Origin of the sequence: Desulforapulum autotrophicum HRM2 (genome assembly GCF_000020365.1) — a bacterium.
GTDB lineage: Bacteria > Desulfobacterota > Desulfobacteria > Desulfobacterales > Desulfobacteraceae > Desulforapulum > Desulforapulum autotrophicum.
On sequence record NC_012109.1, the window covers coordinates 35334 to 48124 of the forward strand.

Sequence of the window (12791 nt, forward strand, 5' to 3'; positions counted from 1 at the left end):
TGAATCTGCCAAATTTTATATTTCAGACCTCAAATAACAAAAAGTGGATTCATCCTGGAAAACGTCAAAGTTTTATACCATTATCCATGCCAACATTTCATATAAAACCTGATCAAACCCAACTAAACCCGATTGACAAAAACCAGATACCATGTAAAAAGACAGATTGAACCAATTTGAACATATAATCTTCAGAGGTGTAAAAAATGGAAGATCGTTGGTTGTCAGTAGAGGAAATTGCTCAATATCTGGGTATCAGCAAAGATACTGTTTACACATGGATAAGCCGCAAGAAGATGCCCGCCCACAAGATTGGCCGTCTTTGGAAGTTCAGGAAAGACGAGGTCGATACCTGGGTTCGTGACGGAAAAGCAAGAAATTTCAAAGAAGGTGAAGATCAGTGAAGCACTCTTATGGAATACTTGACAACAAATCTCTGGGAAATGTTGTTTCCGAGCTCAAAGGAAATATTGCAATTGGATGCACTCTTTCTGTGGTTTCCGCTCTATTTTCGCTTTATGCGTATGATGAGCTGAAAAAGGAGCTTTCTAAAATCAACAACTTTCGACTCCTTGTGCCACGCCTCAATGATGAAGAGAGTTTTTTAAATAATTTGCACGGAAATCACTTGGACCGCCGCCTCCGAAATCGACTTGATGTCACTCGCATCGCCCGGGAGTGCTCGGAGTGGCTGAAACAGAAATGTGAGGTCCGCCAGTTGCCATCATCGGTACACCAGAATCTTATTCATTTGGCTCATGCCGATAACGGAGAACACCTTGCTATTGTGGGTAGTTCGTCTTTCACCACCGACGGTCTGGGCATTGTTCCATCAGAAGCCCATCACATGAATACCTGCTTCCGCAGTTCTGACGAAGCTCATTCACTAATCAAGTGGTTTGGTGAACTTTGGGATTCGGGAAAAAAGAGTGATGACTTTGGAGACATTCTGCAAGAAGCCCTCGCTCTCATTTACTCTGACAAGACTCCCCAGCTAATCTACTTCCTGACGCTCTTCAATATTTTCAGAGATTTTATTGCTGAACTGGAAGAAGACAAAATCATTAAAACCCAGACCGGAATTAAAAGCACTCAAGTCTGGCAGAAGCTTTACAAATTCCAGCGTGACGGTGTGCTGGGCGCCATCGATAAAATTGAACGCTATAACGGTTGCATCATTGCAGACAGCGTGGGCTTGGGTAAAACCTTCGAAGCCTTGGCAATCATTAAATACTATGAACTGCGCAATGATAGAGTTCTGGTTTTATGCCCTAAAAAGCTGCGGGAAAACTGGACGCTTTATACGGTAAATGACAAACGAAACATCATGGCCTCGGACAGGTTCAATTACGATGTATTGAATCATACCGATCTAACGCGATTGCGTGGCATGTCCGGGGAGATCAATCTGGAAACCCTGAATTGGGGTAACTACGACCTGATCGTCATCGATGAGTCGCACAACTTCAGAAACAATCCGGCCCGTAAGGATGATTCTCTGACCCGTTACTCCAAACTGATGAATGACATCATCAAGGCAGGCGTAAAAACAAAAGTTCTTATGCTTTCTGCGACTCCTGTAAACAACCGGATGAACGACCTGAAAAACCAAGTGGCGTTTATTGTTGAAGCTAAAGATGAGGCTCTAAAGTCAAATGGGATTGCCAGCATTGAGCAGACGCTTAAAATGGCCCAAACTCGTTTTAACGCCTGGTTGACTCTGGATGGAAGCCAAAGGACAACAGAATCGCTGCTGGAGACCCTAAACTTTGATTATTTCAAACTCTTAGACCTTCTGACGATTGCACGTTCCAGGAAGCATATCGAAAAATATTATGATATGTCCGAAATCGGGAAATTTCCAGAGAGGCTCAGACCCGTCAATATCAAGGCGGACATCGATACAGAGGGACGCTTCCCGGCACTTGAAAGCATCAATAGAGACATACGGCTGCTTAATTTGAGTGCCTATGCTCCTTTGAAATATGTCCTGCCGCACAAGGCTGAAGAATATAGCCGCAAGTATGACCGAAAGGTTGCCGGGGGCTCGGTCTTTAGGCAGGTTGACCGTGAGCAGAGTTTGATTCATTTGATGCGGGTTAACCTGTTCAAACGCATGGAAAGCTCCATCAACTCCTTTACGATGACGCTGGAGAAACTTCTTGGCGAGGTGAACGGCCTGATCCAGAAAATTGCAGCCCATGACAACAACGCAGCTGTCGAAGAGTTCGATATCGAAGAGATTGAAATTGAAGATGATGCTTTCTCTCCTTTTGTAGTCGGCAAAAAAGTCAAAGTCCTCATTCAGGACATGGACAAGGTTCGCTGGAAGCAAGAGCTTGAGGAGGACCGGGAGATTCTGGAAAAGCTCATTTCATCTGCTCAGGCAGTTAAAGCCCCGCAAGATGAAAAACTGCGACGGTTGAAGGAACTGATACAGCACAAGGTGACCAACCCGATTAATCCGGGAAATAAAAAAATCATCATTTTCACCGCATTTGCGGACACCGCAAAATATCTATACGAGCATACTGCAAAATGGGCACATAGAGAGCTCGGGGTTTATTCCGCCTTGGTGACTGGCTCTGGTGAAAACAAGACTGAGATGCCCGGTATCCGAAAAGATCTGGCGGCCATTATCACCTCCTTTTCTCCTATTTCAAAAGAGCGGGATAAGATTGATTCTGCTCTCACCGCTGAGATTGACCTGCTGATCGCCACAGACTGTATTTCAGAGGGACAAAACTTGCAGGACTGCGATTATCTGATCAACTATGACATCCACTGGAATCCGGTTCGGATCATTCAGCGCTTCGGGCGTGTTGATCGATTGGGCTCCAAGAATGACAAAATCCAGCTGGTGAATTTCTGGCCCAACATGGAGCTGGATGAATACATCAATCTGGAGGCCCGCGTTTCCGGGCGAATGGTCCTGCTTGATATTTCGGCCACCGGTGAGGAAAACGTCATTGAGTTTACCGATTCCGGGAAAATGAACGACCTCGACTATCGGCGAAAGCAGCTTGAAAAACTGCAGAACGAAGTTCTGGATATTGAGGATGTTGAGGGTGGCATTTCAATCACCGATCTTACCTTGAACGATTTCCGCATGGACCTTAGTGACTACATAAAAGAACATGAAAACCTGCTGGAGCGGATGCCACCGGGAGCTTTTGCTGTTGCCACTATTGACGACTCATTAAAGGGCGAGTTGTCTCCGGGAGTAATTTTCTGCCTTAAAAATGAAGGAGCACAAACCGTTTCGGACACCACCTACGCCCTGTCTCCCTACTATTTAGTCTATGTATCAAACGACGGTTCTGTCATTTTGCAGTTCACCCAAACAAAAAAGATTCTGGACCTGCTGAAAAAGATGAGCATCCATGGAAAATCAATTAATGGTGGAGCCACCACTCGGCTTTCCAGTTTGACACGCAAGGGCTCTGATATGTCGCATTACCGCAACCTGCTATCCAAAGCGGTACAGGCCCTGACCGGCGCAGCAGAAGAACGTGGTGTAGAAAGTCTCTTCTCTCCCGGCGGAACCGTCATTAGTAAAAACAGCTTTAAGGGCATGGATGACTTTGAAGTGGTCAGCTACCTGATCCTTCTGGGTGAGGAGGCAGACGATGCCAGATAATAAAAAAGCAGCCATTGAATATGTCTGGAATGCCATTTCCTTTCCCGAGGCGGCTCTCTTAGGCAAGCGGGTTCCTAAAAAGCAGTTTCTTGAAAGCGGCGAGCTTGTTGCCAGTGACAAAAAGTTGTTTAGGGAAAACGTGAAAAGCGTTTACTGGGAATATACCCTGAAATCCTCAACCTGTCCGGTTCTGCCCTTTAGGGATAATGAGCGGGAATATCTTGAGGTAGCAGTTCTGCAGGTCGAAATGAATTCCCCAAAAGGCCACAAACGAATTGCCGAGATCATCCACAGAGTCATCCCGTATCCCTTGATGCTGGGCTTCTATACCGAAAGCGGAGATATAGCCCTGAGTATCGCTCCCAAGCGTTTCAGCCAGGCCGAGCATGGAGCCTTTGTGGCTGAACGGTTTTTCACCACCGGCTGGATGAATTGTGACGGGCTGAACGAGCGGGAAGCCGCCTTTATCCAATCACTCGCGTGGAGCAATATGCCGCTTCAGAACTACGGGTCTTTATACAATGCCTGGACAGATCGGTTCACTGGATATGAGTGCTCTGTATTGTCTGGGACATTTGCCATCGGCAAAGCGGGTGATCGGCTCGAGCGGTTGACGCGTTGCCGGGAAATTGAATCAAGAATATCGGAACTGCGCGGGCAGCTTAAAAAAGCAGCTTTCAACCGGCAGGTGGAGCTGAATACACAAATCAAGAAATTTGAACAAGAGCTCAAGCAACTGGCTGCGAGTCTTTAATAAGAGAGGTTTAATCATGGAAAAAATGGATGGTAAAACAATGGATATCGTAGCCGAAAACGTTGGCAAGCTGAAGGAGCTGTTTCCTGAAGCCTTCACAGAAGGCAAGGTGGATTTTGAGGCACTAAAGGAAGTGCTCGGCACGTTTGTGGACGACCGCGATGAACGCTACAGCTTTACATGGAACGGTAAAAGCAAAGCCCGGATGATCGCCCAAACACCCAGCACCGGTACTTTGCGCCCCTGCAAGGAAGAATCAATTGATTGGGGCAGCACGCAGAATATTTTCATTGAAGGCGATAACCTTGAAGTGCTCAAACTCCTCCAGAAAAGCTATCACAAAAAAGTGAAGATGATCTATATCGATCCGCCATATAACACCGGCAAGGACTTTGTTTATAAAGACAATTTCAAGGACAACATCAAAAACTACAAAGAGATTACCGGTCAGGTGGATGGTGAAGGCCGTAATCTATCCAACAACCCGGAAACCAGTGGACGCTATCATACCGACTGGCTGAATATGATGTACCCGCGTTTGAAGCTGGCGAGGAATCTTCTGAAGGATGATGGTGTGATATTCATATCAATCGATGACAATGAAGTTTCAAACCTCCGTAAAATGTGTGATGAGGTTTTTGGAGATGAAAATTTTATAGCAATTTTTCCGTGGCGGTCTAGAACGGCCAAAGCAGATGTTCCCTTTGGTGTATCCTGTGATGTTGAATGGATTGTTTGTTATGGAAAGCCGTACTTCGTTGCTGGACGATTGGGTGAACGAAAATATTATCAATCAGATGACTTTTCTGAACCATGGCGAATGCAAGACTCTACGACTAACAAAACTAAAGAAGAACGTCCGAATTCATTTTTCACGATGATTAATCCAAAAAATGGTGAAGAATTTCCTGCTAACGAAACAAGAACATGGTGTGTAACGGAGGATACATTTCCTGAGTATTATAAAAATGGGAAAATTGTATTCCCTGGAGATTATGATTTCCTGAACATAAAACGCCCAGCCTTTCGAGTATTTGAAAACGAGGATCGTGAGAAGGCTTTTAAGAAATATGGGACAGAAGAGGTTCGTATGGCAATCTCTTCATATTTGCCAGAGAAGGATGTTGGGCGAACGGAGCATGGCTCAAAGGAGATTCGCAACCTTTTCGGACCACAAGTATTTTCTTATCCAAAACCAACAGGACTAATTAAGTTTTTTGTTGAGAATATCAGTGATCCAGATGCAATTATTATGGACTTTTTTGCCGGGTCTGGAACAACTGCTGATGCAATGATGCAACAAAATGCTTCTGATAAAGGAAATCGTAAATTTTTACTTGTCCAGCTACCGGAAGTTATCAATCCAACAAAGAATGAGCAGCAAACAGCAGCTCAATATTGTATCCAAAATAAACTGCCCTTAAAAATCACTGAGCTGACAAAAGCACGTATTTCACTTGCTGCTGCAAAAATCAAAGAAGAAAACCCTGAATATGATGGCGACCTTGGCTTCAAGGCTTTCAAACTCGACTCCACTAATATCAAACCGTGGGAAGTTGACTTTGATATGACGGAGCGCACCCTCGAAGACTTCATCTCCAACATCAAAACCGACCGTCGTGAGGAAGATGTCCTTTATGAAATTCTGCTCAAATACGGTCTGGATCTGACCCTGCCTATTAGCGAGCACACCATTGCCGGACAGAAGGTATTCGATATCGGCATGGGGGCACTCATTATCTGTCTTGCAGATGCCATCTCTCTCGAAGTGGTCGAAGGCATCGCCAAGCTGAAGGATGAACTCAATCCGGAAATCATGCGTGTGGTATTCAAGGACTCCGGTTTCAAAGATGATGTGGTGAAAACCAATGCGGTTCAGATTCTCAAACAGGCTGGCATTGTTGATGTAAGGAGCTTGTAAGATGAAGATACAATTTGATCCGAATCTGGACTTCCAGAAACAGGCCATAGAATCCGTTGCCGGTGTATTTGAAGGGCAGGAAATCTGTCAGACCAATTTTACCGTTGCTCCGCTGCAATACACCACCCAGCAGGTTATTCCCGGGATGGAAAACAATCTGGGTATAGGAAACCGCTTGAAACTGTTGGATGAGGATATTCATAAAAACATCCGCAAGATTCAGCTGAAAAATGGGCTGGCTCCTTCCGAAAAAATGGATTCCATGGATTTTACCGTGGAGATGGAGACCGGGACTGGGAAAACCTATGTCTATCTGCGCTCGATCTTTGAAATGAACCGGCTCTACGGATTCACCAAGTTTATTATTGTGGTGCCCTCTATCGCCATTAAGGGTATTTTTGCACGACCCCCAAAAAAGTATATTTTGAAGATTAACCGTGATTTTCGAGATAACTGTATACGCTGGCTTTGAGAAATTGTAATCCTTCATTAAAGTTTTGATCAAGAGCCCTTCAGCCCAGCTTTCTCGTAGCATTGCAACACTATCCTTGTCCAGCTTCTTTCTATTATAAATCCACAATCCTCTCAAACCTGTTGGCTCATGAAAAGTAACCACGATATATAGAGAGAGCGTTGCCCAACTTAAAAAAGTCTCACTGTTAGCCTGGCTGCACATCAATATGCACGGTCGCTACGAGTTCACCAGAGCCCAGGATGTCATTGATATGCAGGCAGTCCTGTAAGAACTGCTCAAGAGATCACTCAAAGAGGAATTGGTCGTATAATCTACAAAATATACTTTTTTGGGGGTTGTACAAAAATACCCATGTTGGATTGTCGGCCTGATGGTTGTATGGTGGGGGCGCCTATCTCTTCCGATTGTGGGTCCGTGTCTGCCTGTGGATCTTCGGCTATCTGCGGTATTGATAGGTACTCCATGTACTCTCTCTCTTGTTTTTCGGTTGCTGACACTCTGACACCATCATTCCAGGGAGTCTGGTCGAGGATTTCCAGGGCAGCGCATTTACCTTTCAAATGTTCAGTGATATTGCAGAGGTCGTTCATGTTCCGGGCAAATCTATCCATCTTCCAGACCACCAGTTTGATTGATGATCAAGAAAAAAAGATTACACAAAATGCAGATTTACAGATGCTTCCATCTTGTTACTGTTGCACTTCAAATATAGACCACTCCCCATGTTACTGTTGCTTTTTTTTGGAGGCTCCCGTTTTGTTACTGTTGCTTTTGGGTTTCAAACTCCTTTAGTGTTGGTTGATATAGAAGATCACTTATTTTTATGATAAAGATTGCCAATAGTTCCTGTGGCCCAGATTGTTTTTCCAGTAAAGGTCTTCAACCCTCTGCCCTCCAGCTCGGACTTGATATCTTTCAATATCATACCCTGGGCTTTCAGCTTGAGAATCAGTTTAATGACCTGCCCTTTATACCCCTCGATGTCGACCTCCATGTCAGGGGTGACAGAACCTGTAGGTATGGTGTCGCCTCCAGTTGGTGGTAGGGTGTAGGATGGTTCCTTTTCCTTAGTGTCTTTGGGCTTCTTCAAGGATTCGCCGTTTTTTACCCCTCCAGTAGGGGTAGTGGTGGTGTCAGCCTTTATTTTGTCCGTAGGTGTCGGGGTGGTGGGAGTGTTTGGTCCTATCTTTTCTGGTGGCGACCCCATGTTGAGTGGTCGGTCTGATGGTTGTATGGTGGGGGCGTCTATCTCTTCCGATTGTGGGTCCGTGTCGGCCTGTGGATCTGGTGTAAGGATGGGGTCAGATAGAAGTTTAATTCTCACACCCTCTAAGGCTTTAATTGTCTGTCCGGCTGCTGGCAGGGTGGCTGCATTGCTGGTCAATAAAGTAGTCAACCCGCTGATGGCTGTGGTAAGGGCATCAATCTTGCCGCCCAGGATATCAAGTTTATCCGGTTGTGGTGGTGTCGGGGAGGCGACGTCATCATCTTTATTTTGCAGATTCCCGATGATCTCATTCTTTGACATGCCCCTTTCATACCATGTATAAATTTTCCCGATCAGTTCGATTGTGTTTTCAGGGTACTTGTAAACTATCCCCACCTTTATAGGGGATGGGAGGCAATCTTTAAAGCGTTTCATATATCGTCGGACAGTATTGTCGCTGATCTTTAATTTATCGGCTATCTGCGGTATTGAAAGATGCTCCATGCGCTCTTCCTTTCTTGTTCTTCGGTTACGGACACCCTGACACCATCGCTCCATGGAGATTATCAAGAGTAGTGGTGACGGTCAAGATGTATTCGGTCCCCGACATTTGAAAAAAAGATCACACAAAATGCAGATTTACAGAGGGCTCCATTTTGTTACTGTTGCACTTGAAATATAGACTACTCCCCATGTTACTGTTGCCTTTTTTTAGGACTCTCCGTTTGTTACTGTTGCTTTTGTTAAAAACAATAATGTAACGCTTTTTGATCCCAAAGTTACAGGTTGGGCTTCAAACTCCTTTACAGGGGACGAAAGACAATCTTTAATTCACACTAAACGATTGTGCCATTCCTGTGGGTTCCGGGATGCATGGAAGATGCTGTAGATATATACCGTCCCTCCAGCGTGTTCATAAAAGATGGCGTATGGAAATCGCCTCACCAGTGCCCGTCGATATTCCTCGTGAACCTTAGCGTGAAGTTCAGGCATGCGACAAATAACCTGGATACAATCGTCCACGCAGTGGAGAAACTCTTCCCCCAGACCAGGTCGACGATATTCATACCAACAATATGCCTCATCAATGTCCTGTTGTGCTTCCGGTGCGATTATTAGTTCAGCGACCATAGAGACTCCGAGTTTTGCGCTTTACATCATCCCACGAAAGCCCCGAAGTCGGGTTATTCATTAAGTTGGTCTTCCGACGAGCCAACTCCTCCTTTTGCCATTCATACACAGGAACATCTGATGGGGAAGCAGCCAGATCGTCCCAGAGATCTTCCAATAGTTGAAGCTTTTCTGGTGGACTCAGGTTGAATATAGAAACTGTATTTAAATTCATTGTTACCTCCTGATAATAGTTTAACTCCAACTTCAAGCGGAATCTTTAATGGTTTCATTTAGTTTGGCAGGGTGTCCATGTCTTTTATCACATTGTAGACTGTACCACGGCAGACTCCGTATTCCTTGGATAGCGTGGTGGGATTCATCCCTGTTTGATTTTTTGTCCGAATTTCTTTTTTCTGCTCATCTGTGAGAGAGGATCTTCTGCCTAGGTGCTTACCCTTATCTTTGGCTGCCGCTATCCCGGCAAGCTGCCGTTCTTTGCGGAGATTGGTCTCAAACTCTGCAAAAACTCCAAGCATTTGCAGGAAGGCCCGGCCCGTTGCTGTAGTCGTGTCAATTTTCTGGTCCAGGATCTCCAAAGCGGCCCCTTTGATGTTTAGGTCCTCAATTATTTTGGTGAGGTCGTTCATGTTCCTGGCAAGCCTATCAAGTTTCCAGACTACCAGTTTATCACCTTTGCCGATCATGTCCAGGATGATGTTTAGGACAAACCTATCCTTTACCGTGGAACCGGACTTCTTTTCCTCCCGGAGCACTGCATCCGGATAAGCTGCCTTCAATGCATTCACTTGCATGTCTGTATTCTGGTCAAGTGTTGATACCCTGGCATAAGTGAAGATGCCCATGATGTCCCCCTCTATTAAAAAGGTCTAAAGTGTCAAAAACACCTTAGACCTTTTTGGAAAGGGTGTCAAAAATTAAAAAAACAACCTTTTTGACGGGGATTATATATGTGTCATAAAGGTATACCTTGTTGACAAAAGGTTATAAGAAGGATGGGATGCAGTATCAAGTTTGCCAAAGATAAGCTTGACAATTTAGGTACTGAGAAATCTTAAGGATAGGATAATAATACTTGAATCTGAATTGCTGGCTCGTTCATGTTTATATATTATAAAGTGGAATATGATCGAACCCCGTTTGATGCTATCTCAGGTCCATATAGTTTAACGTCAGAGTCACACTTTCCTATACGCGACCAACGCCTGAGAATAGTGTGCACTCATTCGTTAGTGTTTTTTATGGATTTAGTAATTAAAGGCTTATGAAGAGCAAAATATTTTATTCTATCTTTGTTCCTACTATTTAAAAACATTTCCTCTAATTGTTTAGAAGCAGATATTTCTTCATTTGCAATTTCAATAAGTGCTATCCACTCATATTCAAGAGGTTCATAGCCTTTCCATGAAAGCATGAAGTCAAAGTGTGCACCGTGTCTAAATAGTCTACCAGGTAAAGGATAATGCTTGCGGTTACCAATAAAAATGCCATACCTCAAATAGGGATGAACATATTTATGAGCAGATGCCTTCTGGCTGTAAGTAATAGCGTCATGAGTTGTTACACTATTTATTTTGGTTTCTATTACTACTCTGGGTTTCCATTTCTTTTCACCTGTAGACTCATAAATAAGAATATCTGTTTCGTACCCCATTTCATTGTATAAAGATGAGCCTTCATCGTACTCAATGATTTCATTAGCATAAGTAAGTTTCTTGCCTGCCTGAACATGGAACCCTGATAGCTCTGTATCAAGTCGTTCAGCGACCAATTTTGCCCATTCTGTTTCTTTCATATATTTCTTCACTAATGTTTAACTCACTGGCTTGTCCATGTGCAGTGGCTTGTTGATAGGCCCGGGTAAGTGGGGTGGATAATTCACCTTAACTGCCGCTGAAGTGTTGCTTCGCTTTGTCCGTCATAACGCAGTTATGCGGCTGCGAAGCAACGCTTCAGCGGTAGCATAAAATCGGACAATTGTCCAGCCCGCTCCCGGATGTCCATTCAACGTCGCTATTCAGCCGCGCGGTTTTTTGCGTCGGCTGAAATAGCTTTGTTGGGCAATTGAGTTTAATTTTCAAGTTCATGCCCTGTTTCAGCAAATTGAGCATTATTTATATGCGCCGATGAACAAACAAGATTTCGAAATTTCTTTCGGATTAACTTCAGAGAATGGGGGGCATCCCACGAAAATTGCAACAGATTTATTTGGCGATAATGTTGCAACTAAATCGAATTGGATTCCTCCAAATGTCATTAGACCAGACCAGCTCTCGGTTGAAGATTCATATTGCATTTCTGATATTGATACAATGCCAGTGCAATTGCCTGTATCGCAAGAAATACTGCCTATTGATTCTGTTATAGGAACACCATTAGAATCAATGCTCACGAGAATGGCTGAGTATATCCCATCAATGTCAGAGTCAGCGTATGTGGTCGTCATCCAAAGAGTATCCGAATCACAATCTGTTGCATTATTTTCAGCTCCAAACTCATACTCAAAATCCAAGTTTTCGTATGTCAGTGTGACCTCAATATTTCCTTGTATGAGCGGAATTGTGATTATTTCTTGTTGTGCGTCGGGATGTGCAGAATCGGCTGAAATTTCATGTGTGCGATAAGCATTACTCCCTGGATATATACATAATGGGTTCTCATTCTCGTTCAATTGGTGACCACAAAGCGCATAGGCGGTTTCACTTTCTACAAATGACTGCAATTCAGAAGTAGATATGTAATATGCCTCACTACAACCGACTGAACGCCCATTGCCTGAATCCCGCCTGACAGTGGAATGAAGCTCACCAGGACTTCCATTCTCATTCAGGATTGCAAATGCATCCTCGAATAGATCTGAATTGTTTTGCTCAGAGTTGCTACTGCCGCCCCCGCCACCGCAAGCCGATATAAAAATTACAATAAAAACAAACGATATTAGATGTCTCATGACCTTTTCCCTCCTATCCGGTGTAATAGATGAGCGTATCGCATTTGTGCGAAAGCTATAAGATGAGCCCCAACGCCGCTAATCAGCCGCGCGGCTTTTTGCGTCGGCTGCATTAGCTTGGTTATGTTTCCGCAAGTAAAATTTCTTCAGCTGCCTTAAGTGATCGTCCGTTTTCATCTATCCAGCTTTGAGGCCCTGACCTGCTAGTTCCGGCAACCAAGACTGCTGCATATGAAGATGAACTCAAAATACTGTCCTTTGTGAGCTTAAAATTCTCTCCATTTGGGACCAACGTTCCATCTGCTATCCATTTTTCACGAATTGACAAAGTTTTTCCGGGCATACTCTTGCTGGTTTTACCTGAAATATCAGAGCCTTTAAAAAGAACGAAGCCATCATCAGTTTGTTGACCTGTAGCGTTTAAATCACGAATAGAAAAATTAAAAATGAATCTTGATAGTTTTGGTTTTGACGGAACTTCATTCTGTAGAGATTCAACAACTTTTATCGGTTCAAGAACTCTATGACCGAGCGTCCCCATGATTATTCTTAAATTATGAATATACTCTTCCATTGAGTCTTTGTCGGCACGTGGAAGCAAAGACTCTGTTGGCGTATTCCCGTTTTCAATTTTATATCTATCCGCCCCTGGCTGCACATCAATATGCACGGTCGCTACGAGTTCACCAGAGCCCGGGAAGTCATTGATATGC

At 44.1% G+C, this 12791-nt stretch carries 12 protein-coding genes and 1 pseudogene; 5 read left to right on the forward strand and 8 right to left on the reverse strand.

The annotated features are described in order from the left end of the window. The first annotated feature begins 206 nt into the window (after positions 1 to 206). From mads1 to HRM2_RS24635, 5 genes and pseudogenes are all read left to right on the forward strand, one after another. Complete coding sequence (mads1, locus tag HRM2_RS24615; protein WP_012663327.1) at positions 207 to 404, forward strand: methylation-associated defense system helix-turn-helix domain-containing protein MAD1; 198 nt, start codon at positions 207 to 209, stop codon at positions 402 to 404. Then, positions 401 to 3640: a helicase-related protein gene (locus HRM2_RS24620; RefSeq protein WP_012663328.1), complete on the forward strand. Its 3240-nt coding sequence runs from the start codon at positions 401 to 403 to the stop codon at positions 3638 to 3640. Before mads1 ends, HRM2_RS24620 begins: the two co-directional genes overlap by 4 nt. Beyond that, complete coding sequence (locus HRM2_RS24625) at positions 3630 to 4394, forward strand: DUF4391 domain-containing protein (protein WP_012663329.1); 765 nt, start codon at positions 3630 to 3632, stop codon at positions 4392 to 4394. The genes HRM2_RS24620 and HRM2_RS24625 overlap by 11 nt, the downstream gene beginning before the upstream one ends. A 16-nt stretch (positions 4395 to 4410) precedes the next feature. Then, positions 4411 to 6315, forward strand: coding sequence for a site-specific DNA-methyltransferase (locus tag HRM2_RS24630; protein ID WP_012663330.1), 1905 nt, complete (start codon positions 4411 to 4413; stop codon positions 6313 to 6315). A gap of 1 nt (position 6316) precedes the next feature. Continuing rightward, a pseudogene (locus tag HRM2_RS24635) lies at positions 6317 to 6706 on the forward strand (DEAD/DEAH box helicase family protein); the annotation flags it as partial. A 395-nt stretch (positions 6707 to 7101) separates the two neighbouring features. Here HRM2_RS24635 and HRM2_RS28220 read toward each other — a convergent pair. From HRM2_RS28220 to HRM2_RS24675, 8 genes are all read right to left on the reverse strand, one after another. After that, positions 7102 to 7413, reverse strand: coding sequence for a recombinase family protein (locus HRM2_RS28220; RefSeq protein ID WP_012663332.1), 312 nt, complete (start codon positions 7411 to 7413; stop codon positions 7102 to 7104). A gap of 188 nt (positions 7414 to 7601) precedes the next feature. Beyond that, the gene (locus tag HRM2_RS24645) at positions 7602 to 8501 is read right to left on the reverse strand and encodes a helix-turn-helix domain-containing protein (RefSeq protein WP_012663333.1); all 900 of its coding nucleotides are present in this window, start codon (positions 8499 to 8501) and stop codon (positions 7602 to 7604) included. A 327-nt stretch (positions 8502 to 8828) separates the two neighbouring features. Then, the gene (locus HRM2_RS24650) at positions 8829 to 9128 is read right to left on the reverse strand and encodes a type II toxin-antitoxin system RelE/ParE family toxin (protein WP_012663335.1); all 300 of its coding nucleotides are present in this window, start codon (positions 9126 to 9128) and stop codon (positions 8829 to 8831) included. Beyond that, complete coding sequence (locus HRM2_RS24655) at positions 9118 to 9342, reverse strand: addiction module protein (RefSeq protein ID WP_012663336.1); 225 nt, start codon at positions 9340 to 9342, stop codon at positions 9118 to 9120. The genes HRM2_RS24650 and HRM2_RS24655 overlap by 11 nt, the downstream gene beginning before the upstream one ends. A gap of 58 nt (positions 9343 to 9400) precedes the next feature. Then, entirely contained in the window at positions 9401 to 9973 is a 573-nt protein-coding gene (locus HRM2_RS24660) for a recombinase family protein (protein ID WP_012663337.1), read from the reverse strand. Positions 9974 to 10350: 377 nt separating this feature from the next. Next, the gene (locus HRM2_RS24665; protein WP_041274333.1) at positions 10351 to 10923 is read right to left on the reverse strand and encodes a hypothetical protein; all 573 of its coding nucleotides are present in this window, start codon (positions 10921 to 10923) and stop codon (positions 10351 to 10353) included. Positions 10924 to 11238: 315 nt separating this feature from the next. Continuing rightward, complete coding sequence (locus tag HRM2_RS24670) at positions 11239 to 12078, reverse strand: hypothetical protein (protein WP_012663339.1); 840 nt, start codon at positions 12076 to 12078, stop codon at positions 11239 to 11241. A 121-nt stretch (positions 12079 to 12199) separates the two neighbouring features. Beyond that, entirely contained in the window at positions 12200 to 12748 is a 549-nt protein-coding gene (locus HRM2_RS24675; RefSeq protein ID WP_232364312.1) for a DUF4357 domain-containing protein, read from the reverse strand. Positions 12749 to 12791: the final 43 nt, after the last annotated feature.

Coding starts and splice junctions, on each gene's coding strand:
- mads1 (WP_012663327.1), top strand. CDS start 207: ATGGAAGATCGTTGGTTGTCAGTAGAGGAAATTGCTCAATATCTGGGT.
- HRM2_RS24625 (WP_012663329.1), top strand. CDS start 3,630: ATGCCAGATAATAAAAAAGCAGCCATTGAATATGTCTGGAATGCCATT.
- HRM2_RS24630 (WP_012663330.1), top strand. CDS start 4,411: ATGGAAAAAATGGATGGTAAAACAATGGATATCGTAGCCGAAAACGTT.
- HRM2_RS24645 (WP_012663333.1), bottom strand. CDS start 8,501: ATGGAGCATCTTTCAATACCGCAGATAGCCGATAAATTAAAGATCAGC.
- HRM2_RS24650 (WP_012663335.1), bottom strand. CDS start 9,128: ATGGTCGCTGAACTAATAATCGCACCGGAAGCACAACAGGACATTGAT.
- HRM2_RS24655 (WP_012663336.1), bottom strand. CDS start 9,342: ATGAATTTAAATACAGTTTCTATATTCAACCTGAGTCCACCAGAAAAG.
- HRM2_RS24660 (WP_012663337.1), bottom strand. CDS start 9,973: ATGGGCATCTTCACTTATGCCAGGGTATCAACACTTGACCAGAATACA.
- HRM2_RS24665 (WP_041274333.1), bottom strand. CDS start 10,923: ATGAAAGAAACAGAATGGGCAAAATTGGTCGCTGAACGACTTGATACA.
- HRM2_RS24670 (WP_012663339.1), bottom strand. CDS start 12,078: ATGAGACATCTAATATCGTTTGTTTTTATTGTAATTTTTATATCGGCT.